A 24580-nucleotide genomic window follows, 5' to 3' on the forward strand; every position below is an offset into this window, starting at 1 on the left:
TGCGTTGCCAGCGGCCATGGCCGAGCTGCAAGTCCGCTGGCATCAGGCAACGTGCGAGATCCCGGAAGACCAGTGGCAGGCCCTGGTGGGCGGCGCCGGGGACCTCCCGGCCGACGCTGTGGATCGCCCCTTCTACGGCTGGCGCTGGCTGCACCACCTGGAGGCCAGCGCCAGCATCGTGCCCCGCCAGGGCTGGCAGCCCTGCCACCTGGGGCTCTGGCGCGGCGGGCGGCTGGTGGCCCTGGCGCCTCTGTACCTGAAGGGCCACAGCTATGGGGAGTTCGTCTTCGACCAGTCCTTCGCCCAGCTCGCCGGCCAGCTCGGGCTGCGCTACTACCCCAAGCTCGTCGGCATGAGCCCGGTGAGCCCGGTGCAGGGCTACCGCTTCCATGTGGCCCCCGGCGAGGAAGCGGCGGCCCTCACCCAGCGGATGCTGGCCGAGATCGACGGCTTCTGCCGGCGCCAGGGGATCCTCAGCTGCAACTTCCTTTATGTGGATCCGGCCTGGCAGCCGCTGGCGGAGGCCGCCGGCTGCGCCCTGTGGATCAACCAGCAGAGCGAGTGGCGCAACCCGGGCCATGCCGACTTCGAGGCCTATCTGGCCAGCTTCAATGCCAACCAGCGGCGCAACATCCGCCGCGAGCGCCGCTCCGTGGCGGCGGCGGGGCTGACGGTCACGCCCCTGGCGGGGGAGGCGATTCCGCCACGCCTGCTGGAGCGGATGCACCGCTTCTACGAGCAGCACTGCAGCCGCTGGGGGCCGTGGGGCAGCAAGTACCTCACCGAATCCTTCTTCCAGGCGGCCGCCACCGACCTGCGCCAGCACCTGGTGCTGTTCAGCGCCCATCGCGGCGATCCGATGCAGCCCCTGGCGATGTCGCTGTGCGTGCACGATGCCACCGGCCTCTGGGGCCGCTACTGGGGCAGCGACATCGAGCTCGAAAACTTGCATTTCGAGGTCTGCTACTACGCGCCGATCGCCTGGGCGATCGAGCGGGGCCTGGAGAGCTTCGATCCTGGGGCCGGCGGCAGCCACAAGCGGCGCCGGGGCTTCGTGGCCCAGCCCCGGGCCAGCCTGCACCGCTGGTACGACCCCCGCTTCGACGCCATCCTGCGGGACTGGCTGCCGGGCGCCAACCGGGAGATGCATGAGGAGATCACGGCGATGAACGCGGAGCTTCCCTTCACCGCTTCCTACGATCCCCCCCATGCACCACGACCCGAACCCCCGACAGAGCCTCGATGAGGCGCTCTCCCAGCGCTTCATCCACCTCGATGCGGCGGGCTACTTCCTGATCAAGGTGGATGTCGCCGCCGGTGAGCTGGTGGCCGAGCACTACGCCAACGGCATCGATGAACGGGGCCTGGCCACCGACCCCGACACCGGTGAGGTGCTCAGCTGCCGGGGCGGCGACCCGCGGGCGCCCCGGGCCGTGTACCGGGGCCGCAGTGCCAAGGAACTCGGGATCGCCCTGACCGAGGGAGACGGCCCCCATCCCCTCTCGCGGCTCGACCATGCCCTCTATCTGGGCCGGGAGCTCCAGAAGGCGGAGCATTGTCTGGTGGAGGGCCTGCCCTACGTGCAGGACTAGGCGGGCTGGAGCTCCCGGGTGGTTTCGCGCGAACCCTCGGGCGGTTCCGGGGGCAGGGCGGCGAGCTGATCCTGGATCTCGCGGGTCACCACGCCCCGGTACTCCTGGAAGTGCTCGTTGTGGGCGAGGGTGACCAGGAACTGCTCCAGGTTGTTGGGGTTGCGGCGGGCGATGGTGAACAGGGAGCGCCAGAAGCGACCGCGGGTGTCGCGCTTCAGGCCCTGACGCCAGATCACGATCAGCAGGGCGCGCACATCGGTCCAGCTGGGCAGGCTGGCCTTGCCGAAGGCCGCAGCCTTCACGAACTGCTGCCAGCGGGGCTGGCCCATCTTCAGGTAATAGTGCGTGACCCGGTCGATGTAGGCGTTCGGCTCATAGAGGCGGCAGAAGGCGTCGACGTACTCGTTGGCGATCTGCCGGATCGGCCGGGTGGGCACGAAGTTGAGCAGGTTGGTCTGGTTGACGCCCTTGGCGTCGGTTTTCTCCTGAACCAACCGGCCTTCCTTCTCGAGGCGATGCCAGAGGCCGGTGTTGGGGAGGGCCTGCAGCATGCCCATCATCGCGGCGGGGATGCCGGTGCGGCTGACGAACTCGACGATGCGATCGCCTGCACCAGGCTTCTCGCCGTCGAAGCCGATGATGAAGCCGGCCATGACCCGGATGCCGTAGGAGGTGATCCGGTCGACCGATTCCTCCAGGGAGCTGCGGGTGTTCTGCAGCTTGCGGGCCGTCTCGAGGCTGGCCTCGTCGGGGGTCTCGATGCCGAGGAAGACGCTGTCGAAGCGGGCCTCGGCCATCATCTGCATCATCTCATCGTCGGAGGCGAGGTCCACGGACGCCTCGGTGGCGAAGCTGAAGGGGTAGCCGTGGGCGATCTGCCAGCGTTTGATCTCCGGCAGCAGCAGCTTGGCGTTGCGCTTGTTGCCGATGAAGTTGTCGTCGACCAGGAAGATCGAGCGGCGCCAGCCGAGGTCGTAAAGGTACTGGAGCTCCGCCACCAGCTGCTCGGGGGTCTTGGTGCGGGGTTTGCGGCCGTACAGAACGATGATGTCGCAGAACTCGCACTGGAACGGGCACCCACGCGAGAACTGGACCGACATCGAGTCGTAGGCGTCCAGTTCGAGCAGATCGAAGCGGGGGATGGGGGTGCCGGTGACGTCGGGCTTCTCCCCTTCGGCGCTGAACCGCCCCTGGCGTTCGCCGCGCTCGATCGCCTCGATGAACATCGGCAGGGTGATCTCGCCCTCGTCGAGGACCTTGAAATCGGCCAGCTGCAGCTCAGGGGCGTCGGGGGTGGAGCTGGCGAAGGGGCCGCCCACCGCCACCGGCAGGCCCCGCTGCTTGGCCTTGGCGATCTGGGCCGCCATGTCGGCCTTCTGGACGATCATCCCGGAGATCACCACCAGTTCCGCCCAGTTCCACTCGGCCTCCATCACCTCGCGGACGTTGCGGTCGACCAGCTTCATCTCCCAGGTCTGGGGCAGCAGGGCCGCCACGGTGACCATGCCGAGCGGGGGAAGCAGAACCTTGCGGTTGACCAGTTCGAGGATCTTTTCGTAGCTCCAGAACGTCTTCGGGAACTCGGGATAGATGAAAAGGGTGCGCATGCTGCAGGGGCTTGGTGGATGGTCCGGGGTGGATGGTCCGGTTTGGATCGTCCGTGGGCGTTTGCGCGGCTGCGGCAGGGGCTCGGGCTGGTTCCGCTGCGCCGCAACCCTAGGCGGTTTCGGTAGATGTCCAATCGGTAGATGTCCAATCGTTTTACCCCCTTCTCCCCTGGCCTGGGGCCGGAAGGGGGCGGATCCTCTGCTGTAATGATGGCGTTCCTCGCAGCAGCGTCCGTGGGTGTGGTGATCTATCTGGCGCTCGTCGGTGGCGGGCTGACCGCCGCCTTCCTGGCCACCGTGGTGCTCAAGGGCGTCAGGCTGATCTGAGCCGCAGCGCTCCTTTCCGCCCCAGCTCCAGCATCCCCACCACCAGCCCCACGCCGCCGAGCAGGGCGAAGGTGGTCGTCAGCCCCACGGTCATCGCCAGGGCAGCGGCCACCAGCCCGCTCACGCCGCCGCCGCCGAGAAAGGCGATCTGCCCCAGACCGGCCATGCGGCCGCGCAGCTCCATCGGCGCCCCTACCTGCAGGATCAGGTTCGAGCCGGCCAGCAGGCCGGCGGTCCCGGCGCCCAGCAGCAACGCCATCGCCAGGGCGGCGGGCCCCCCCGAAACCGCGGCCATCCCCAGCTGGGCCAGGGCCACCGCCACGGCGCAGCCCCCCAGCAGCAGCGCCGGCCGTTCGCTCAGGGCGCGACTGTTGCGTTGCAGTACCACCCCGCCGACGATGCTGCCGGCCGCCAGCACGCTGGTGAACAGGCCAAGGGCCTGCGGGGAAGGCCCGATCACCTCGGCGGCGATCAGGGGCGCCAGGCCCGGATGGAAGAAGCCCACCAGGCAGGCCACGGTGGTGAAGCGCAGCACGTGGCGCAGGGTCGGCCCGCAGCCCCGCCAGGCGGCCCCGAGGCTGGCGCCGGCGCCTCCGGCGCTGCGCTGCTCCAGTTCCCGGTGGGGCCGCAGCAGCCAGATCACGGTGGCGATCGGCAGCAGGTAAGAGGCCGCATCGATCGCCAGGGCCGTGGCGGGGCCGGAGAGCGCCACCAGCCAGCCCCCCAGGGGAGGCCCCACCAGCTTGCCGACGTTGAACACCACCGAGAAGCTGGCCAGGTACGGGGCCACCTGCTCGGGCCGTTCCACCAGCAGTGAGCAGTACTTGCTGCGGGCCGTCAGCTCGAAGGAACTGGCGACGCCCACCACCAGGGTGCTCAGCAACAGCAGCACCACCTGAGCCACTCCCTGGAGCAGGGGAATGGCCAGGGCCCCCAGGGCCGCCCCGGCGAACAGGCCCCACTGGGAGCGGATCAGCACCCGCTCGCAGCCCAGCCGATCCGTGAGCACCCCCGCCCGGCCGCTGACCACCAGGCTCGGCAGGGCTAGGGCGGCGAAGTGCAGGGCGAGCAGCAGCGGATTGCCGGTGCCGGCCATCAGGATCCACCCCTTGGCCGTCAGCCCGGCGAAGGAACCGGAGGTGCTCAGGCCGGAGGCGAGCAGGAAGACGGGGCGCTGGTGCCGCTGCAGCCAGCCGTCTCCGCCGCCGGGCCTCAACCCCGGCTCCGCGTCGCCGCCAGGGCCTCGCTCACCATGGCGCCGGCCCCCACCACCTCGCCGCGCAGGTCATAGGTGTCGGCGGCGGTGATCCGCACCGGCACCATCGTGCCCGGAGCGGCGCACAGGCCGCCCTCACCGGGGCTCACGTGCACCTCCCCGTCCACGTCGGGGGCGAAGCGGGCGCAGCGACCCAGCATCGCGCCGCTGGTGGGGTTGTCCTGTTCGATCAATACGTCCACGATGCGGCCCACCCAGGCGCCATTGCGCTCGGCGGCGATCGGCTGCTGCAGGGCCATCAGCCGGTCCCGCCGCTCGCTGGCGACCTCGGCGGGCACCGGATCCGGCAGATCGGCGGCAGCGGTGCCGTCCTCCGGGGAGAAGGTGAACACCCCCACGTGGTCGAAGCGCTGCTCGGCCACGAAGGCCAGCAGATGCTCGAAGTGCTCCTCCGTCTCCCCGGGGAAGCCGACGATGAAGGTGGTGCGGAGCACGGCGTCGGGCAGCTGGTCGCGGATGCGCTGCAGAAGGGCGCCGTTGACCCCGGTCTGCCAGGGACGGTTCATGGCCCGCAGCACCTCCGGGTGGCTGTGCTGAAGGGGGAGATCCAGGTAGGGCAGGACGTTGGGCACGTCCCGGTAGGCGGCCAGGACGGGTTCGGTGAGGCCGGTGGGGTAGGCGTAATGCACCCGGATCCAGGGGATCTCCACCTCCCCCAGGGCCCGCAGCAGGTCGTCGAGGCGGGGCCTGCCGTAGAGATCCAGCCCGTAGTTGGTGGTGATCTGGCTGATCAGGATCAGCTCCTTCACCCCCTGCTCGGCCAGCTGGCGGGCCTCCGCCACGATCGACTCGATCGGGCGGGAGCGCTGGTCGCCCCGCAGCCGCGGGATGATGCAGAAGGCGCAGCGGTAATCGCAGCCTTCGGCCACCTTCAGGTAGGCCACCGCTTCGGAGGTGGTGCGGTAGCGGGGCAGGTGCTCGTCGCCGACGAAGGTGGGCACCGGGCTCACCCGGTTGACCCGCTCGCCGGCCTCCACCCGCTCGAGCACCTCGACGATGTGCTGGTAGTCACCGGTGCCGACGATGGCCTTGGCCTCGGGGAGGGAGTCCAGAAGTTCCTGCTGGAAGTGCTGGGCCAGGCAGCCGGCGATGATCAGTTCCTTGCCCTGTTCCGCCAGTTCCACCAGGGTCCGGACCGATTCGGCCCGGGCGTCCTGGATGAAGCTGCAGGTGTTGACCACCACCACCTTTGCGTCGCTCTCATCGGCACTGACCCCGTAGCCCGCCTCGGCCAGCAGGCCGAGCATGTGTTCGGTGTCCACCCGGTTCTTCTCGCAACCCAGATGGGTGAAGGCCACGGTGGGCCGTTCTCGGCCGGGCTGGGGGGGCATGGTGCTGCGGGAGGAAGGGGTGGACGGGCCTGCGGCCCGCTGGGGGCCGGACGGCAAACGCCGATCTCCACCCTATGCAAGCCCCTGCGGCTGCGAGAATCGCGCCGTGATCCGCCTGTCACCGTGACTTCCACTCGCCTCGCCAGTCGCCTCACGAGTCGCCGCCGCCCCGAGCCGGGTCGTCGCTGGGCGCGGGTGGTGATGGCCGTCCTGGCCACCATCGGCGTGATCGACACCGCCTCGATCACCCTCAACCGCTGGGGCGTGATCGGCAACCTCAGCTGCCCCGGCGGCGCCGAGGGCTGCGACAAGGTCCTCAACAGCCCCTGGGGGAGTGTCTTCGGCCAGCCCCTGTCCCTGTTCGGCTTCCTGGCCTACGGCGCGGTGCTGGTGATGGCGGTGCTGCCGCTGCTGCTCAAGGGCGAGGCCCGCACCACCATCAACGGTCTCAGCTGGTGGGGCCTGTTCCTGCTCAGCGCCGGCATGGCGATCTTCAGCCTGGTGCTGGTGGGGGTGATGGCCTTCCAGATCAAGGCCTTCTGCACCTTCTGCCTGATGTCGGCCGCGATCAGCCTGGCGCTGTTCGTGCTCAGCCTGATCGGCGGGGAATGGGAGGACACCGGCGCCCTGCTGTTCCGCGGCGTGCTCACGGTGCTGGCCGTCGGCCTGATCGGCCTCGGCTGGGCCACCTCCCTCAACCGGCCCGAGTCGGCCACGGGCCCGGGGATGCCGATCCCGGTCACCTCCGCCAGCACGCCGGCCACGATCGCCCTGGCCGACCACCTTACCGCCACCGGCGCGGTGATGTACTCGGCCTACTGGTGTCCCCACTGCCACGACCAGAAGCAGCTCTTCGGCAAGGAGGCCAGCGCCAAGCTCAAGATCATCGAATGCGCTCCCGATGGCCAGAACAATCAGGCCGCTCTCTGCGCGAGCAAGAACATCCAGGGCTTCCCCACCTGGGAGATCAAGGGCCAGCTCGATTCCGGCCAGAAGACCCTGGCCCAGCTCGCCGCCCTGAGCGGCTACAAGGGCTCGATCGCCAACTGACCCGCACCCTCACCCCTCGGCCGCTGCCTCAGGCCTGCCCCACAGCGGTGCTGATCAGCCCTGGCCCACCGGGGTGGTCAAGGGTGAGCGTCCTCGCCGCTGCACCGTGTGGCGTCGCCAGAACGGCTGGGGCGACGGGGCATCGGTGCGGTGATGGCCGCCGCGACTCTCGACCCGGAAGGCGGCGGCCTCCATCAGCAGCTCCGCCAGCACCAGCCGCTGGCGCAGATCCTGCAGCAGCAGCAGACGGCGGCTTTGCTCCGGCGTCAGCGTCAGTTCCTGGTCGTGGGGCAGATCGTGGGCCCGGCGCAGCAGGGGGGAGCGTTCATGGCCCGAGCGCTCGCTGCGCACCCGCCGCAGGGCGCCGATGAGATCGACGCCGCGGCGCTCCACGCCGGCCACCTGCCAGCAGAGTCGGCGCAGGTCGGCGATGGCCGCGATCAGGGTGGCCTCATCGGGGCCCGAGCGCGCTTCGGCGGCGCTCAGAGCCGGGGCCTCGCAGGGGGCACTGAGGGGCGCGGTGGGAAGGGTCTGGGGTTGCAGGTGGCGCAGCCGGCGGGCGAAGACGAGGCATTCCATCAGCGAGTTGCTGGCCAGCCGGTTGGCCCCGTGCACCCCGGTGCTGGCCACCTCCCCCACCGCGTAGAGACCCCTCAGGCTGGTGGCGGCCTCCAGGTCGGTGCCGATGCCGCCCATCCAGTAGTGGGCCGCAGGGGCCACCGGAATCGGGGCGTCGCCGGGGGCCAGCCCCAGCTCCCGGCAGCGGCGCAGGATGGTGGGGAACTGGCGTTCCAGCCGTTCGCGTCCCACCGGCCGCAGGTCGAGCCACAGGTGGGTGACCCCCTGCTCGGCCATGCAGCGGGCAAGGGCGCGGCTCACCTGGTCCCGCGGCGCCAGATCGCCCCCCTCCAGCCGGGCCACCGGTGAGCGGCCGGCGTCGTCAAAGAGCCGGGCCCCCTCGCCGCGCACCGCCTCGCTGATCAGGAAATGGGGGGCGTCCGGCAGCATCAGCGCCGTGGGGTGGAACTGCACGAACTCCAGGTCCCGCACCAGGGCACCGGCGCTCCAGGCCATGGCGACACCGTCGCCGCTGGCCTGGGCCGGGTTGGTGGTGTGGGCGAACAGATGGCCGCCGCCGCCGCTGGCCAGCACCACCGCACCGGTCCGCAGCCAGCGCAGCCGGTGGCCTTCGAGCACCTGCAGGCCGAGGCACTGGCCGTTCTCCACCCACAGCTGCAGGGCGGGGATGCCCTTGCGCTGCTCCAGGCCGGGCCGGCGCCGCACCTCCCGCTCCAGGGCGTCCACCAGGGCGCCGCCGGTGCGGTCTTGGGCATGCAGCACGCGGCGGTGGCTGTGGGCCGCTTCCAGGGTGGTGCTCAGGCCCTGGGGGCTGCGATCGAAGTCCATGCCCAGCTGCACGAGGCGCCCGACGCAGGCCGGCGCCTCCCGCACCAGCACCTCGACGGCGGCCGGATCGCAGAGCCCGGCGCCGGCCTTGAGGGTGTCGGCGATATGGCTGGCGAAGCTGTCGTCGGCTCCGGTCACCGCGGCGATGCCGCCCTGGGCCCAGCGGCTGGCCGACGGGGGGGAGCTGGACTTGCTCAGCAGCAGCACCCGCAGCTGGGGGGGCAGCTCCAGGCAGGTCATCAGTCCCGCGGCACCACTGCCGACCACCACCACGTCCCAGTGGGGTGCCATGGGCGGATCCGGCTCATCCAAGCGGCTGGTTCACCCCTTCGCACCGTGCCTTCTGCAGCCGAGCCTATGGGACGGACGGCGGCGGGCCTGCGGCCACAAAAAAACCGCCGTGGGGACGGCGGTTGCGAAGGGGCGGGGCCAGAACCACCAGGAGCTCAGCGATACACGCCGTCGTTGATGCGATCGAAGCCTTCGTTGAGGGCGATCGCCGGGGGGGTCACGGTGAAGTTCTCTTTGTACTTATTGAACAGCTCCCGCTGGCGGTCAGTCAGGTCAAGCTCCAGAACGTCGTCGACGCTGTCGTAGGGGCCACCGAGGACGATCTTGCCGGCCAGGGTCGGGTACATGCCGGGGTACTGCTGGAACCGGCGCACTGAAGCGTTGTTGAGATCCACCTTGCCGACACTCTCGGCGAGCTTGTCGTCGATCTCGTTGCGGCGCTCCGCGGCGAGGGCGGCACCGGGCAGAAGCAGGGTCACGAGCAGACCGGCCAGGACCACACCACTCATCAACCAGGCAAGCAGCCGCTTCATCACGACACTCCTTAGGGGGATAGAACCAGGGGACCCTGGCAGGGCCAGGGCGGTGATCAGGAGACCACCCGTGCAACGTTACAGAAAGCCCCCAGCTCTCCCGGCGCCGGTGGCCCTGCTTTTGCAGTTCTTCAGATCAGGCCGCTGAGGTGGGGGGCCAGCAGGGCCGCCCCGAGGAAGAGGGCATCGACGGCGAGGGTGGTGCCCACGGCCGCGGACGCCACCCGCCAGGGACCTCCCAGCGACCAGAGGCGACGGCAGAGGAGCAGCAGCAGGCCGGCCGCCAGGCCGACGAGGGCCAGGGCCCAGGGCTGCAGCACCTGGAGGGCGGCGCCCTGGAGCAGAACGGGGGCCTCGCTCAGGGGCGCATTCAGCACCCGGGGCCAGAGGTCCATGAGGCCGGCGGCCGCCATCACCCCATCGGTGCTGGCGGTGCCGAGCAGGGAGCCCAGGTAGAACGCACCCGCCAGGCGCCAGCGGCCACCGAGGCCCGCCACCGCCAGGGGCAGGGCGAAGGACTCGAGCGGCAGATGCATCACCGGGTGGAGCCGGAACCAGCCCCAGAACAGGCAGCCCCCCAGCCAGCTGCCACTGAAGCCCACCAGCAGCACCCCCAGCGGCTGCCACAGTCCCTGGCCCCGGCGCTCCAGCAGCAGGGCGAGGGCCATCAGGGGGAGGGTGAACAGGGCCGCTGACATCGGTGCAGCACGCACCCACGGGGCCTGCAGGAACACGGGCACGGTGACCAGCAGAGCGGCCACCAGGGGCAGGACCCAGGCGGCCGGGACGGCACCGAGCCGCAGGCCCGGCAAGGCCTCGGAACGGGCGGAAAGGGTGGGCGGAACCCCGAGCACCTGGTTGTGAAGAAAGTTGTGCAACCTTAAGGGGGTGGAGGGGTGCTCCCGTGACCCGTCTGGCCATAGGGTCAGCCGCAGTATCGGCTTCCCCCATGCCGCTGGTCGCCACGGCCGCCGCCCTGCCCCTGGCCGAAGCCTGCTGGCACGCCCTCGTTCTGGGGGTCGTGCAGGGGCTGACGGAGTTCCTGCCGATCAGCAGCACGGCCCACCTCAAGGTGGTGCCGGTGCTCCTGGGATGGGGTGACCCCGGGGTGGCCTTCACGGCCGTGATCCAGCTCGGCAGCATCGCCGCCGTGCTCGGCTATTTCCGCCGCGATCTGGCCGAGGTGAGCGCCGGGGTGGCCCGGGCCTTCCGCCATGGTCAGTGGAATGACCCGCCGGCCCGGCTGGGAGTGGCCATCATGCTGGGCACCGTGCCGATCCTGCTGGCGGGCCTGGCGATCAAGGTGCTGCTGCCCGGCTACGAGACCTCCCCCCTGCGCAGCCTGACCTCGATCGCCATCGTCTCGATCGTGATGGCCCTGATGCTGGCGGTGGCCGAGCTGGTGGGCCGCCGCCGCCGCCTGCTGGAGGCCGTCACCCCCCGCGACGGCCTCCTGGTGGGGCTGGCCCAGGCCCTGGCGCTGATTCCCGGGGTGTCCCGCTCAGGCAGCACCCTGACGGCGTCCCTGTTCGATGGCTGGCAGCGCGCCGACGCGGCGCGCTTCTCGTTCCTGCTGGGCATCCCCGCCATCACCCTGGCCGGGCTAGTGGAGCTCAGGGCGGCCTTCGGCTCGGTCGAGACCGGCGGTGTGATTCCGATGCTGGTGGGTATCGCCGCCGCGGCGGTGGTCTCCTGGCTGGCGATCGCCTGGCTGCTGCGCTTCCTGCAGCAGAACAGCACCTGGATCTTCGTCGGCTACCGGCTGCTGTTCGGACTGGTGATCCTGCTGGGCTTCCGGGGGCTGGAGGGGGCCACCCCCTGAAGGGGCGGGGGCCGCCACACTGGAGCCAACGTCCCCTTCGCCCCGCGGTCACCTCCTGTGTGGAAGGAGCCTTCCTCTGCCCTTGCCGGGCCCACCGCCCTCGCCGGTCCCGTCACCCAGCCCCGGCCCGCCCTTGTGGCCACGGTGGAGCCGGGTTCGATCGCCGAGGAGCTGGGCTTCCAGCCGGGTGACCGCCTGCGCAGCATCAACGGCATCCGCCCGCGGGATCTGATCGATGTCCAGGTGCTGCAGGGGGAGGAGGAGCTGGTGCTCGAGGTGGAGGACCCGGACGGCACCCTCCACGTGGTGGAGCTGGAGAAGGACCTCGACGAGGGGCTGGGGCTGGGCTTCAGCGAGGCGCTCTTCGACGGCCTGCGCCAGTGCAACAACCACTGCCCCTTCTGCTTCATCGACCAGCAGCCGCCGGGGCGCCGCGACAGCCTCTACCTCAAGGACGACGACTACCGGCTCAGCTTCCTCTACGGCTCCTACCTCACCCTCACCAACCTCACGGCGGCTGACTGGAGCCGGATCGAGGAGCAGCGCCTCTCGCCCCTGTTCGTGTCGGTCCATGCCACCGATCCGGAGCTGCGCAGCCGCCTGCTGGTCAACCCCCGGGCCGCCCTGCTGCTGGAGCAGCTGGCCTGGTTCGCCGAGCGGCGCCTCCAGATCCACGCCCAGGTGGTGGTCTGCCCGGGGTTGAACGACGGCGAAGCCCTGGAGCGCACCCTCACCGACCTGGCGCGGTTCGCCACCGGACCCTGGCCCGCCGTGCTCTCCACCGCCGTGGTGCCGGTGGGTCTGACGCGTTTCCGCCCGGCCGGCGATGCCCTCCGGCCGGTCGACCGGGAGACGGCCCGCGAGGTGATCGCCCGGGTGGAGCGCCTGCAGCCCGCCTTTCTGGCCAGCACCGGCAGCCGTTTCGCCTGGCTCTCCGATGAGTGGTTCCTGATCGCCGGCCGGCGCCTGCCGCCGCGGGCCAGCTACGAGGATCTGCCCCAGCAGGAGAACGGGGTCGGCAGCATCCGCGCCTTCCTGGAGGATCTGGAGGGCGCTACCCGGGAGCTTCCCGCCGGCATCGCCACCCCGCGCCGCTGCAGCTGGGTGGTGGGCCGCCTCGTGGCCGAGGCCCTGCAGCCGGTGGTGGAGCGGCTCAACCGGGTCGAGGGGCTGGAGCTGCTCCTCCACGGCCTGCCCAGCCCCTACTGGGGCCAGGAGCAGGTGGTCACCGGGCTGCTCACCGGTTCCGACCTGATCGAGGGCCTCGGCGGCCGGGACCTGGGGGAGGAACTGCTGCTGCCGCGGGTGATGCTGCGGGAGGGGGAGGAGGTGTTTCTCGACGACAGCACCCTCGCCGATCTGCGCCGACAGCTGCCTGTGCCGGTTCGATTGCTGGGGGGTGCGGACGATCTGGTGGCCGCCTGCCTCGGCACCCCACGGGGAGATGCTTAAGCTCTGCCTGAAGCGAACGGTCCAACGTGAGGCGCCAACCACTCCTGCTTGCGGCACTGGTGGTGCTCCCGTCATTCGGCCTCCAGGCGCTGCCGGTCCGGGCCCAGTCCGTCCCAGCCCCTGCCGCCCCGAGCCTTCCGGCCCCCCCGCCCCTGCCTCTGGCCCCTGAGGTCAAGGGTCCCAGGCCCAAGTCCAACCCCACGGTGCTGGCGCCCGCCGCCAAGGAGCTGCCCCCGGGTCTCCAGGATCTGGTCGCCCCCAACCCGCTGGCCCTCCCGGTCAAGCCGTCCCAGGTGCGCATCCGGGAGCTGCGCCCCCTCGGCCTGGCCGATGTGGAAACCCTCGTCGAGGTCAACAACCCCGAGCTCAAGGCGATCGCCAGCCAGGTGGAGCAGGCCCAGTCGGCCTTGCGGGCCCAGATCGCCCTCTGGTATCCAACCATCCAGCTCAACGCCAACAGCCTGCCCACCTACTCCGGCGGCCAGCAGTTCAGCAGCGCCTTCACCGGCACCGGCCAGCAGCCCGGCAACACGATCACCAGCATCTGGCGGATGTCGGCCGTGCTCCAGGCCAGCTGGGGCCTGATCAACCCGACGCGCACGCCGCAGATCGCCGCCGCCCGCGACCGTTTCGAGCAGGCCAAGAACCAGTACCTGATTGGCCTTCGGGCGCGGCGCCTGGAGGCGGCCGAGGCCTTCTTCGATCTGCAGGTCTCCGACGAGACGGTCCGCATCGGCCAGGAGTCGGTGCGCTCCTCCCTGGTGAGCCTGCGGGACGCCAGGGCCCGCTTCCAGGCCGGCGTGGCCACCAAGCTGGAGGTGCTGGAGGCCGAAACCCAGCTGGCCCGCGACCAGCAGGTGCTCACCCAGGGTCTGTCCGACCAGGCCATCGCCCGCCGTGCCCTGGCCGCCCTGCTCGACCTGCCCCAGGACGTCACCCCCACCTCGAAGGAGCCTTCGCGGGTGGTGGGCTCCTGGCTGCCGTCGCTGCAGGAGAGCATCATCGCCGCCTACGCCTTCCGCGAGGAGCTCGACAACGTCCTGCTCAACATCTCGATCGCCAACAGCGAGGCCAATGCGGCCCTGGGCGCGGCCCAGCCCTTCCTGAACATCGCCTACAGCCTCACCGGCGGTCGCACCAGGGGCGTGCAGTTCGCCAACCGCAGCACCCCGGGGGTCAACTTCGGCAACGAGGGCTGGTCGGTGGAGAACACGGTGGGCCTGAACCTCAGCTGGACCCTTTTCGATGGCGGTGCCGCCCGGGCCAATTACCGCCGCCAGAAGCAGGTGGCCCAGGAGAACTCCTTCCAGTTTGCCCAGCAGCGGGACGCGATCCGCCAGCAGGTGGAAACCAACTTCTACGAACTCGAGAAGAACAACCGCAACATCACCACCACCTCCCGCGAGGTGATCTCCACCAGGGAATCCCTGCGGCTGGCCCGGCTGCGCTTCCAGGCCGGTGTCACCACCCAGCGGGAAGTGGTCGACACCCAGCGCGACCTCACCCAGGCCGAGGTGCGCTGGTCGACGGCCATCTCCGACTACAACAAGGCCCTGGCTCGCCTGCGGCGCTTCACCGGCCTCGACCAGGTCGGCCTTTGCCAGCGCCAGGCTCTGCCGGCCACCAGCCCGAGGGCGGCCGGCACCTCCGAGATCCCCGTGGAGCCCCAGCCCCTGATCCCGGCCTGCCGGGCCGGCAGCCCCACCGGGTCCGAGGCGATGCCGCCGGGGTCCTGACGCCCGTTGTCATCGCCCCTCCGCCCCGGCCTGACCCTCCCCGCCACGGTGCGCCTGGGTCTTTTCCAGGGTTGCCTCGGTTGCCTGGCCGTGATCTTTTCGGGTCTGCTCAACCGGATCATGCTCAGTGAGCTGGGCTTCCCCGGACTGCTGGTGGGCGGGGCCCTGGCCTTCGAGCAGTTCGTGGCCCCCTCCCGGGTACTGTTCGGCCAGATCTCCGATGCCCACCCCCTGGCCTCCCGCCACCGGGTCCCCTACGTCCTGCTCGGCACGGCGGCCTTCTGCCTGATGGCCGTGCTGTCGGTGCCGCTGATCTTCCGGGTGGGGCGTCTGCTGGAGGACGGCAGCCAACCCGGTCTCGCGTTCGGGATCGCCGCCCTCTGCGGCCTGTTCGCCCTTTACGGCCTGGCGGTCTCCCTGGCCACCACCCCCTACCTGGCCCTGGTGATCGACCGCACCAGCGAACAGGAGCGGCCCCGGGCGGTGAGCATCATCTGGTGCATGCTCACGGTCGGCATCGTCATCGGCGCCGTGGCCATCGGAGTGAGTCTGCGCTCCCTGGACGGGGTCAACGATCCGGTGGTGCTCGAGGCGACCCTCTCCCAGTTCATGGCCTCCGTGGCCGGGGTGGTGATGCTGCTCACCGTCGTCGCCACCTGGGGCATGGAATCCCCGCTGCGGGAGCGCACCGACGGGACGGCTGTCAGGCGGGAGGACGCCATCGGTCTGCGGCAGTCCTGGACCCTGATCACCTCCAGCCGCCAGGTGCTGATCTTCTTCTCTTTCCTGATCCTGTTCACCCTGGCGCTGTTCCTGCAGGATCCGGTGCTCGAGAGCTACGGCGCCCAGGTGTTCGCCATGCCGATCGCCGCCACCGCCCAGCTCAACGCCTTCTGGGGGGTCGGCACCCTGGTGGGCCTGCTGGTCGCAGGACTCTGGGTGGTGCCCCGGCTCGGGAAGATGGCCACCGCCCGCCTCGGCTGCCAGCTGATCGCCCTGTCCCTGCTGCTGCTGCTGGTGGCGGGCCTGACGGCCCGGATCCCCTTCCTGCAGGCCGTGATGGTGCTGTTCGGCCTGGCGGCCGGCATCGGCACCAACAGCGCCCTCTGCCTGATGCTCGACCTCACCCTGCCCCAGGCCGCCGGCACGTTTGTCGGCGTCTGGGGCCTGGCCCAGGCCCTGTCCCGGGCGATCGGCAAGCTCCTGGGAGGCGGGCTGTACGACATCGGCCGTGCCCTGCCGCTCGGGGACGGGCCCTACGGCCCCTTCGCCCTGGTGCTCGGTGTAGAGCTACTGGTGGCCCTGGCGGCCCTGCTGCTGCTGGGGTATGTCAACGTGCGCCAGTTCCGGGAGGACACCTCCCACAGCCTCAGCCAGGTTCTGGAGATGGAGATGGGATGAAGGCCCCCACCCCGCACCCCCTCGATTCCCGTCTGGAGTCCCTGCTCGACCGGGTCGCCGAACGTCAGCGGGCCGACTTCGGCCACAGCCAGCCGGACCTGAAGGCGGATGGGTCCTTCATCACGGCCTGCGATCGCTGGAGCGACGCCACCCTGGTGGAGGGACTGGCCGAGCTGTTCCCCGGTGAGGGGGTCCTGAGCGAGGAGGGCCGCCAGCAGGTGCCCGCCACGCCGGCCTACTGGGTGGTGGATCCCCTCGATGGCACCACCAACTTCGCCGCCGGCATCCCCTACTGGGCGATTTCCATGGCCCGCTTCGAGGCCGGCGTGCCGGTTCTGGCGATCCTCGATGTGCCGCCGCTGCGTCAGCGGATCGTCGCCATCCGGGGGCAAGGGGCCTGGCGCAATGGCAAGCCCATTCCGCCGCCTGCCCTGCAGCTACACAACGCCGGTTGCGCCTCGCTCTGCAGCCGCTCGATCCGGGTGCTCCAGAAGCTGCCCCACCGCCCGTTTCCCGGCAAGATCCGGCTGCTGGGTGTCGCCAGCCTCAATCTGGTGTCGGTGGCCATGGGGCAGACCATGGCGGCCCTGGAGGCCACCCCGAAGATCTGGGACCTGGCGGCGGCCTGGCTGGTGCTTGAGGAGCTGGGATGTCCCCTGCGCTGGCTGGGGGCGAGCCCACGCGGGCTGCAGCCGGGCCAGGACCTGGCCCTGACGGACTTCCCGGTGCTGGTGGCCAACCGGCAGGAGACGCTGGAACGGTTCATGCCGTGGGCGGAGGCCCTGGAGAGCAAGGAGCCCACGAAGCACGTGATATGATTTTGGACTGCGCCCCAGAGAGCGAGAGCTTGAGCGGGGAGCAGGCTTACGGGATCGAGAGGCGCGAGCCGACGGTGTTGTAAGTTTTCTGAGTCGCCGGGAGGCGACGCGCCGCGAGAGCCCCGGAAGGGGTGGAGCGGCAGAACCTGGACAACCAAAAAAGTTTAGGAACTGACGCTTCCACTGCGTCGGTTGCTGCTGGAGGCAAGGAGCAGATGCGGGAGACCGTAGGGGCTTGAGCCAAAAGCGCCTGTGTCCTTCGTTACCGCGGAGGGAAGCCGTCCTGGAAGGGACGTGTGGAGCGGGATGTCCTGAGAGGGAGAGCAGCGGACGAAGAGCGGTGGAGGTGTGAGGTCCCGTCAAAAGAAACAAGCGACGGGTCAAAGCGATCAAGGAACTGAGGTGCGTTCTCACGACGCGCCGAGGTTTGGAGTGGCGCCATCGGCTGGGAGAGATTTCAGCGGAGATGGAAGGCCCTTTGATGGTGCGACCGGTTGCGAACCGGATCTGAGATTCGGGAAAGTCACGAATCGTGGCCTGGTGGGCTGCCCGCAAGGGGACCGATGGTCTCCGCAAGGGGAGCAAGCCGGAAAGCGAGAGGTGCACTCTTTGAACCCAGCGCGAGAGCGTTGGTGGCCCCGACGTTGCCGTAGACGCCAGTCTGCGGGGATGGTGAGAGGCAAATCCAGCTGAGGGAAGTGAAAGCGGACCAAGAGGGTTGGATCTACAACGGAAAGTTTGATCCTGGCTCAGGATGAACGCTGGCGGCGTGCTTAACACATGCAAGTCGAACGAGCCTTCGGGCTAGTGGCGGACGGGTGAGTAACGCGTGGGAATCTGCCCTCAGGAGGGGGATAACGGCCGGAAACGGCCGCTAATACCCCATATGCCGAGAGGTGAAATGAATTTCGCCTGAGGATGAGCCCGCGTCTGATTAGCTAGTTGGTGGGGTAATGGCCCACCAAGGCGACGATCAGTAGCTGGTCTGAGAGGATGATCAGCCACACTGGGACTGAGACACGGCCCAGACTCCTACGGGAGGCAGCAGTGGGGAATTTTCCGCAATGGGCGAAAGCCTGACGGAGCAACGCCGCGTGAGGGATGAAGGCCTCTGGGCTGTAAACCTCTTTTCTCAAGGAAGAAGACATGACGGTACTTGAGGAATAAGCCACGGCTAATTCCGTGCCAGCAGCCGCGGTAATACGGGAGTGGCAAGCGTTATCCGGAATTATTGGGCGTAAAGCGTCCGCAGGCGGCCTTGTAAGTCTGTCGTTAAAGCGTGGAGCTTAACTCCATTTCAGCGATGGAAACTACAAGGCTTGAGTGTGGTAGGGGCAGAGGGAATTCCCGGTGTAGCGGTGAAATGCGTAGATATCGGGAAGAACACCAGTGGCGAAGGCGCTCTGCTGGGCCATAACTGACGCTCATGGACGAAAGCCAGGGGAGCGAAAGGGATTAGATACCCCTGTAGTCCTGGCCGTAAACGATGAACACTAGGTGTCGGGGGAATCGACCCCCTCGGTGTCGTAGCTAACGCGTTAAGTGTTCCGCCTGGGGAGTACGCACGCAAGTGTGAAACTCAAAGGAATTGACGGGGGCCCGCACAAGCGGTGGAGTATGTGGTTTAATTCGATGCAACGCGAAGAACCTTACCAGGGTTTGACATCCTGCGAATCCCTTGGAAACGAGGGAGTGCCTTCGGGAGCGCAGAGACAGGTGGTGCATGGCTGTCGTCAGCTCGTGTCGTGAGATGTTGGGTTAAGTCCCGCAACGAGCGCAACCCACGTCTTTAGTTGCCAGCATTCAGTTGGGCACTCTAGAGAGACCGCCGGTGATAAACCGGAGGAAGGTGTGGATGACGTCAAGTCATCATGCCCCTTACATCCTGGGCTACACACGTACTACAATGCTACGGACAAAGGGTTGCAAGCTCGCGAGAGTTAGCTAATCCCATAAACCGTGGCTCAGTTCAGATCGTAGGCTGCAACTCGCCTACGTGAAGGAGGAATCGCTAGTAATCGCAGGTCAGCATACTGCGGTGAATACGTTCCCGGGCCTTGTACACACCGCCCGTCACACCATGGAAGTTGGCCATGCCCGAAGTCGTTACTCCAACCCTTGTGGAGGAGGACGCCGAAGGTGGGGCTGATGACTGGGGTGAAGTCGTAACAAGGTAGCCGTACCGGAAGGTGCGGCTGGATCACCTCCTAACAGGGAGACACAACTGATCGTGATGTCTGAGCGCCGACCAAGCGTAAGTTTGGGAAGCACCTTTGTCTCAGGCCACGGTCCTGTCATCTCGAAGGTCGATCGGTACCTCAAGGTGAGCCATCAAAGCCAAGGAAGAGTCCAGAAGGCTCGCAAGAGCAGGAAGGAGGATTCTGAGGATGTTGTGATGGACTCGTTTTCAGTTCCTAAACTTTGTCTAGGTCACCCCACCAAGGGTTCTGCCAGACAGCCAACGTTTTCGGTCCCGCCAGGGAGAGGAAACGATGGGTGGCTGGGGGAGCCACTGTCAGAGTGATTGTTCCTGGGCCATTAGCTCAGGTGGTTAGAGCGCACCCCTGATAAGGGTGAGGTCCCTGGTTCAAGTCCAGGATGGCCCATTCGTGTTTGGGGGTTTAGCTCAGTTGGTAGAGCGCCTGCTTTGCAAGCAGGATGTCAGCGGTTCGAGTCCGCTAACCTCCATCCAACCAGGTTAAGACCACAACATGAAGCTGCATCAGGAGGAATTCTGATGGGTGAAGTGACCGGACATGTTCAGCTGAGGACTCCAGCCTCCTTTCATTCCCAATGATTCGGCTCACCATGTGTGAGGCCTGATTCTGACCAGGTTGAAAGGAAGCTGGACTCGCTGATCGCCAGCTCAGAAGTGAGTGGGTGCGTCAGTGGAGCCAGCAAAGAACCTTGACAACTGCATAGGTGAGTCTGGAAAAGAAAGCATCTCATGGATGCCCAGACGGACGTGGACGGAACTTGGTACTGCCGGGGGAAGGAGGCGGCCGACTGGGAGATTCTTGAGTTTAGAGCCGAGAGCTTCCAGCGTCTTTTCTCTCCGCCGAGGAGGGAAGAGTCAGATTCTGCCTTTCAAACCGCTTGAGTTTGAATGGGACGAGAGACCGCGACGGGCAACCGCAGCGGTGGATTGTTCCATGAAAAGCGTAAGCAGGTGAAAGCAGAAGAATGGGTCTCAACAACCCTGAACGTTGGGAGTGTTAATTGGTCAAGCTACAAAGGGCTCACGGTGGATACCTTGGCACACAGAGGCGATGAAGGACGTGGTTACCTGCGAAAAGTCTCGGGGAGCTGGAAACACGCTTTGATCCGGGAATCTCCGAATGGGGCAACCCCTAGAACGGCCACCTGAATCCATAGGGTGGCGCGAGCCAACCCAGCGAACTGAAACATCTTAGTAGCTGGAGGAAAGGAAAGTAAAAACGACTCCCTAAGTAGCGGCGAGCGAACGGGGAAGAGCCTAAACCGATGGTTTCGACCATCGGGGTTGTGGGACAGCAACGTGGACCAGGGACGTTAGTGGAAGCGTTTGAAAGGCGCGCCATAGAGGGTGAAAGCCCCGTACGCGAAAGCGAAACTGGCCTAGCTGTATCCCGAGTAGCACGGAGCACGTGAAATTCCGTGTGAATCCGCGAGGACCACCTCGTAAGGCTAAGTACTCCTGTGTGACCGATAGCGAAACAGTACCGCGAGGGAAAGGTGAAAAGAACCCCGGGAGGGGAGTGAAATAGAACATGAAACCGTGAGCTTACAAGCAATGGGAGTCCTACTCATAGGATGACCGTGTGCCTGTTGAAGAATGAGCCGGCGACTTATAGGCACTGGCAGGTTAAACCGGAAATGGTGGAGCCATAGCGAAAGCGAGTCTGAATAGGGCGTTGGTCAGTGTTTATAGACCCGAACCCGGGTGATCTAACCATGGCCAGGATGAAGCTTGGGTGATACCAAGTGGAGGTCCGAACCGACTGATGTTGAAAAATCAGCGGATGAGCTGTGGTTAGGGGTGAAATGCCAATCGAACCCGGAGCTAGCTGGTTCTCCCCGAAATACGTTGAGGCGTAGCGTCTAGTGCTATAGCAGGGGGGTAAAGCCACCGTTTCGGTGCGGGCTGCGAGAGCGGTACCAAATCGAGACGAACTCTGAATACCCTGTGTGAAACTAGGCAGTCAGACTGTGGGGGATAAGCTCCATGGTCGAAAGGGAAACAGCCCAGACCGCCAGCTAAGGTCCCCAAATGACTACTCAGTGATAAAGGAGGTGGGATTGCCCAGACAACCAGGAGGTTTGCCTAGAAGCAGCCATCCTCAAAGGAGTGCGTAATAGCTCACTGGTCGAGCGATCCTGCGCCGAAAATGAACGGGGCTAAGTAGTCTACCGAAGCTGCGGATTTAACTTGTTAAATGGTAGGGGAGCGTTCCATGTGGGGTGAAGCGTTAGCGTAAGCGGGCGTGGACTGCATGGAAGTGAGAATGTCGGCTTGAGTAGCGAAAACATGGGTGAGAATCCCATGCCCCGAAACCCTAAGGGTTCCTCCGGCAGGCTCGTCCGCGGAGGGTTAGTCAGGACCTAAGGCGAGGCCGAAAGGCGTAGTCGATGGACAACAGGTCAACATTCCTGTACCTGTCATGTTTTGGGAAGGGGGACGGAGAAGGCTAGCCCAGCCAGACGTTGGTTACTGGTTCAAGCGTTCGAGGCGTTGAGAAGTGGAGAAAACACTTTGAGCTGAGGCGTGAGTACGAGCTGCTACGGCAGCGAAGTGGGTGATGTCAAGCTTCCAAGAAAAGCCCTATACCCGTTAAGGCATGACGGCCTGTACCCGAAACCGACACAGGTGGGGTGGTAGAGAATACCGAGGGGCGCGAGGTAACTCTCTCTAAGGAACTCGGCAAAATGGCCCCGTAACTTCGGGAGAAGGGGTGCCACCGCAAGGTGGTCGCAGTGAAGAGGCCCAGGCGACTGTTTACCAAAAACACAGGTCTCCGCTAAGTCGCAAGACGATGTATGGGGGCTGACGCCTGCCCAGTGCCGGAAGGTTAAGGAAGCTGGTCAGCGTAAGCGAAGCTGGCGACTGAAGCCCCGGTGAACGGCGGCCGTAACTATAACGGTCCTAAGGTAGCGAAATTCCTTGTCGGGTAAGTTCCGACCCGCACGAAAGGCGTAACGATCTGGGCGCTGTCTCGGAGAGAGGCTCGGCGAAATAGAATTGTCTGTGAAGATGCGGACTACGTGCACCCGGACAGAAAGACCCTATGAAGCTTTACTGTAGCTTGGTATTGTGCCCGGGCTCTGAATGCGCAGGATAGGTGGGAGGCTTTGATCCATTGCTTGTGGGTGATGGTGAGCCAACGGTGAGATACCACTCTTTCAGAGCTAGGGTTCTAACGGTCACCCGTCATCCGGGGACCGGACAGTATCAGGTGGGCAGTTTGACTGGGGCGGTCGCCTCCTAAAAGGTAACGGAGGCGCGCAAAGGTTCCCTCAGGCTGGTTGGAAATCAGCCGACGAGTGTAAAGGCAGAAGGGAGCTTGACTGTGAGACCTACAAGTCGAACAGGGACGAAAGTCGGCCTTAGTGATCCGACGGTTCTGTGTGGAAGGGCCGTCGCTCAACGGATAAAAGTTACTCTAGGGATAACAGGCTGATCTCCCCCAAGAGTTCACATCGACGGGGAGGTTTGGCACCTCGATGTCGGCTCATCGCAACCTGGGGCTGAAGTCGGTCCCAAGGGTTGGGCTGTTCGCCCATTAAAGCGGTACGCGAGCTGGGTTCAGAACGTCGTGAGACAGTTCGGTCCATATCCGGTGCATGCGCAGGAATATTGAGAGGATTTCTCCCTAGTACGAGAGGACCGGGAGGAACGCACCTCTGGTGTGCCAGTTATCGTGCCAACGGTAAACGCTGGGTAGCCATGTGCGGAGAGGATAACCGCTGAAAGCATCTAAGTGGGAAGCCCACCTCAAGATGAGTATTCCCATGGCGTTAGCCAGTAAGGTCACGGGAAGAACACCCGTTGATAGGCTCTACGTGGAAGCCGGGTAACCGGTGAAGCGGAGGAGTACTAATAGACCGAGGGCTTGACCAACACCTGGTTCTAAGCCTGCCGTTCTGAAAGGGACGGAGGAATGACGACTTTTCCAGAGGAGATAGCACCAAGTGTGTTGTTTCTAACCTATGCAGTTTTCAGGGTTCACCCCCTTTCTTTATCACGTTTGTGGTGAGAGTGGGGACTCTATCCTGGTGTCCATGGCGCTGTGGAACCACACCGATCCATCTCGAACTCGGTTGTGAAACGCAGCAGCGGCGACGATAGTTGGGGGGTAGCCCCCTGCGAAAATAGCTCGATGCCAGGTAAAACTTCAGCTCCTGAGAAGGGGCGATGAGGAGAGGCCACCCGAGGAGGGTGGCTTTTCTGTTGGCATGCGTTTTGGCTGCAGGCAAAGCCTGAGCCTTAGGCCTGTGGCACGGTTGGCGGACGGTGGCCCTGTTGGTGAACAGGATCAGACGTCGATCCGTGCCAGGCTTGTGATTACCTCGAAGGGACCGGGGTCCTGTTCGGGGTTGTCCTGGCGCTGGCTGAAGCGGGTCTCCATGCCGGCGGTGCGGGCCGCTTCCAGCTCGGCCCTGGCATCACTCACAAAGAGGATCGCCCTGGGCTCCAGACCCATGGCGGCGGCGATGGCCCGGTAGCTGGCGGCATCGCCCTTGGCGCCGGTCGTCGTATCGAACCAGTGGCTGAAGAGGCCGCTCAAATCGCCGGCGTTGCTGTGGCGGTAGAGGAGCTTCTGCGCCTTCACTGAACCTGATGAGTAGACGGCCAGTTCCAGCCCGGCCCGGCGCCAGGCCCGAAGGGCCGGGGCCACATCGTCGAACAGGGGGCAGCGCAGTTCGCCGTCGGCATACCCCCGGTCCCAGATCAGACCCTGCAGTTCCTTCAGGGCGGGCAGCTTGCGGTCCTGATCGATCAGCTCCTGAAGGAAGCGAACTCTGCTCAGGTGGTTGATTGCGCCGTCGGAGCTGGTTTGATGACCGGAGCTGCCTGCATCACAGGGTCTGAACGTTTCGCCTTGGGTGGTGCCGTTGTCGGTGGCGGCCATGGCCGCATCGATCGCCTCGATCAGCGGTGCCAGTGCCGGCTCGTCTGCCCCTTCCCGCAGGAAGCCATCGAGCCGCTCACGGGCATAGGGGAAGAGCACCTTGCTCACGAAGGGCACCGGGCAGGTGGTTCCTTCGATGTCGAGCAGCACGGCTTGAATGCCGCTGGCCTTGGGATGCCGCTGGCCCAGGGCCTCGAGCAGAAGCCGGCGCCAGCGCTGCTCCAGCAACCACTCCAGGATCTCCAGATGACGATGGGCTTCGCTCAGGTCGCGCCCCCAGGCATAGAGACCATGGCCGCCGATCAGCAGGCCGTGGGGGGCGTCGCCCAGCAGCGGGCCGGCGGTGGCACTGAGCCGGGCCAGATCCTGGTCGTTGGCCAGAACCGGCAGCATCACACGGCGGCGGTGGCTGTCAATGCCCGCCAGTCCCTTCAGCATTTCCAGGCCCTGCAGCGGCAGCGCCCCCGCCTCCCTCCCCTCCCCCAGACACCAGTCGGACAGCAGGGTGGCGGCGTGGGAATGGGTGTGCAGCACGGCACCGGCGCCGGTGCGCGCCACGATTTCCTGATGCAGCAGGGTCTCGGCACTGGCCCGACCTTCGCCCGCCACCACCTGCGCGCAGGCGTCCACCTGGATCAGGTCCTCCGGGGCGACCGTGCCCTTGTCGACGCCGCTGGGGGCCATCAGCAGGATCAGGGGGTCACGTGAGAGAACGCAGCTGAAGTTGCCGCCGGTGCCGTCGCACCAGCCGCGCTCATGGATGGCCGCCATGGTCTGGCTGAGCTGGACGGCGAGGGCGCTGGTCACGCGGGATTGGAAACGAAGGGA

At 66.5% G+C, this 24580-nt stretch carries 16 protein-coding genes, 2 tRNA genes and 3 rRNA genes; 14 read left to right on the forward strand and 7 right to left on the reverse strand.

The features are described 5' to 3' along the window. Positions 1-16: 16 nt before the first annotated feature. A complete protein-coding gene (locus CYAGR_RS13925; RefSeq protein ID WP_043325916.1) occupies positions 17-1246 on the forward strand; it encodes a GNAT family N-acetyltransferase in 1230 nt (409 codons plus the stop codon). Next, on the forward strand, positions 1209-1592 hold the full coding sequence (locus CYAGR_RS13930; protein WP_015110482.1) for a DUF4346 domain-containing protein: 384 nt from the start codon (positions 1209-1211) through the stop codon (positions 1590-1592). Before CYAGR_RS13925 ends, CYAGR_RS13930 begins: the two co-directional genes overlap by 38 nt. On the opposite strand, the gene CYAGR_RS13935 is transcribed toward CYAGR_RS13930, so the two are convergent. After that, the gene (locus tag CYAGR_RS13935) at positions 1589-3199 is read right to left on the reverse strand and encodes a B12-binding domain-containing radical SAM protein (RefSeq protein ID WP_015110483.1); all 1611 of its coding nucleotides are present in this window, start codon (positions 3197-3199) and stop codon (positions 1589-1591) included. The two genes, CYAGR_RS13930 and CYAGR_RS13935, sit on opposite strands and share 4 nt — an antisense overlap. Positions 3200-3409: 210 nt before the next feature. Here CYAGR_RS13935 and CYAGR_RS18560 point away from each other — a divergent pair, with 210 nt between their 5' ends. Beyond that, entirely contained in the window at positions 3410-3526 is a 117-nt protein-coding gene (locus tag CYAGR_RS18560; RefSeq protein ID WP_201295751.1) for a cytochrome b6-f complex subunit 6, read from the forward strand. On the opposite strand, the gene CYAGR_RS13945 is transcribed toward CYAGR_RS18560, so the two are convergent. Together CYAGR_RS13945 and rimO are read right to left on the reverse strand one after the other, a co-directional pair. Beyond that, positions 3513-4742, reverse strand: coding sequence for an MFS transporter (locus tag CYAGR_RS13945; RefSeq protein WP_015110485.1), 1230 nt, complete (start codon positions 4740-4742; stop codon positions 3513-3515). The genes CYAGR_RS18560 and CYAGR_RS13945 overlap by 14 nt on opposite strands. Beyond that, the gene (rimO, locus tag CYAGR_RS13950) at positions 4739-6133 is read right to left on the reverse strand and encodes a 30S ribosomal protein S12 methylthiotransferase RimO (protein WP_015110486.1); all 1395 of its coding nucleotides are present in this window, start codon (positions 6131-6133) and stop codon (positions 4739-4741) included. The genes CYAGR_RS13945 and rimO overlap by 4 nt, the downstream gene beginning before the upstream one ends. Positions 6134-6256: 123 nt before the next feature. Between rimO and CYAGR_RS13955 the strand changes: the two genes are divergently transcribed. Further along, positions 6257-7183, forward strand: coding sequence for a vitamin K epoxide reductase family protein (locus CYAGR_RS13955; protein WP_015110487.1), 927 nt, complete (start codon positions 6257-6259; stop codon positions 7181-7183). Between the two features lie 54 nt (positions 7184-7237). On the opposite strand, the gene nadB is transcribed toward CYAGR_RS13955, so the two are convergent. The 3 genes from nadB to CYAGR_RS13970 all read right to left on the reverse strand — a co-directional run bounded on the left by nadB (position 7238) and on the right by CYAGR_RS13970 (position 10292). Then, entirely contained in the window at positions 7238-8881 is a 1644-nt protein-coding gene (gene nadB, locus CYAGR_RS13960; protein WP_015110488.1) for an L-aspartate oxidase, read from the reverse strand. 155 nt (positions 8882-9036) lie between these two features. Continuing rightward, on the reverse strand, positions 9037-9414 hold the full coding sequence (gene psbU, locus CYAGR_RS13965; protein ID WP_015110489.1) for a photosystem II complex extrinsic protein PsbU: 378 nt from the start codon (positions 9412-9414) through the stop codon (positions 9037-9039). Positions 9415-9545: 131 nt separating this feature from the next. Further along, entirely contained in the window at positions 9546-10292 is a 747-nt protein-coding gene (locus tag CYAGR_RS13970; RefSeq protein ID WP_015110490.1) for a DUF3120 domain-containing protein, read from the reverse strand. Between the two features lie 71 nt (positions 10293-10363). Between CYAGR_RS13970 and CYAGR_RS13975 the strand changes: the two genes are divergently transcribed. From CYAGR_RS13975 to rrf, 10 genes are all read left to right on the forward strand, one after another. Continuing rightward, positions 10364-11236, forward strand: coding sequence for an undecaprenyl-diphosphate phosphatase (locus tag CYAGR_RS13975; protein WP_015110491.1), 873 nt, complete (start codon positions 10364-10366; stop codon positions 11234-11236). A 57-nt stretch (positions 11237-11293) separates the two neighbouring features. Next, positions 11294-12688, forward strand: a complete 1395-nt coding sequence (locus tag CYAGR_RS13980; RefSeq protein WP_015110492.1) for a TIGR03279 family radical SAM protein — start codon at positions 11294-11296, stop codon at positions 12686-12688. A gap of 59 nt (positions 12689-12747) precedes the next feature. Further along, the gene (locus CYAGR_RS13985; RefSeq protein ID WP_015110493.1) at positions 12748-14424 is read left to right on the forward strand and encodes a TolC family protein; all 1677 of its coding nucleotides are present in this window, start codon (positions 12748-12750) and stop codon (positions 14422-14424) included. Between the two features lie 6 nt (positions 14425-14430). After that, positions 14431-15825 (forward strand): BCD family MFS transporter, encoded by a 1395-nt coding sequence (locus CYAGR_RS13990; RefSeq protein WP_015110494.1) that lies wholly within the window; start codon positions 14431-14433, stop codon positions 15823-15825. Further along, a complete protein-coding gene (locus CYAGR_RS13995; protein WP_015110495.1) occupies positions 15822-16643 on the forward strand; it encodes an inositol monophosphatase family protein in 822 nt (273 codons plus the stop codon). Before CYAGR_RS13990 ends, CYAGR_RS13995 begins: the two co-directional genes overlap by 4 nt. A 726-nt stretch (positions 16644-17369) precedes the next feature. Further along, positions 17370-18854: ribosomal RNA gene (locus tag CYAGR_RS14000) — 16S ribosomal RNA — on the forward strand. 321 nt (positions 18855-19175) lie between these two features. Beyond that, a tRNA-Ile gene (locus CYAGR_RS14005) sits at positions 19176-19249 on the forward strand. A gap of 9 nt (positions 19250-19258) precedes the next feature. Continuing rightward, a tRNA-Ala gene (locus tag CYAGR_RS14010) sits at positions 19259-19331 on the forward strand. A 533-nt stretch (positions 19332-19864) separates the two neighbouring features. After that, positions 19865-22740, forward strand: a 23S ribosomal RNA gene (locus CYAGR_RS14015). Between the two features lie 151 nt (positions 22741-22891). Further along, a 5S ribosomal RNA gene (gene rrf, locus CYAGR_RS14020) occupies positions 22892-23008 on the forward strand. Together the 16S, 23S and 5S rRNA genes with 2 tRNA genes alongside form the textbook arrangement of a ribosomal RNA operon. 147 nt (positions 23009-23155) lie before the next feature. Here the strand turns inward: rrf and mtnC are convergent. Next, positions 23156-24559, reverse strand: a complete 1404-nt coding sequence (mtnC, locus tag CYAGR_RS19515) for an acireductone synthase (protein WP_015110496.1) — start codon at positions 24557-24559, stop codon at positions 23156-23158. Between the last annotated feature and the right edge of the window lie 21 nt (positions 24560-24580).

It is taken from the genome of Cyanobium gracile PCC 6307, from assembly GCF_000316515.1.
GTDB classification, from domain to species: Bacteria; Cyanobacteriota; Cyanobacteriia; order PCC-6307; family Cyanobiaceae; genus Cyanobium; species Cyanobium gracile.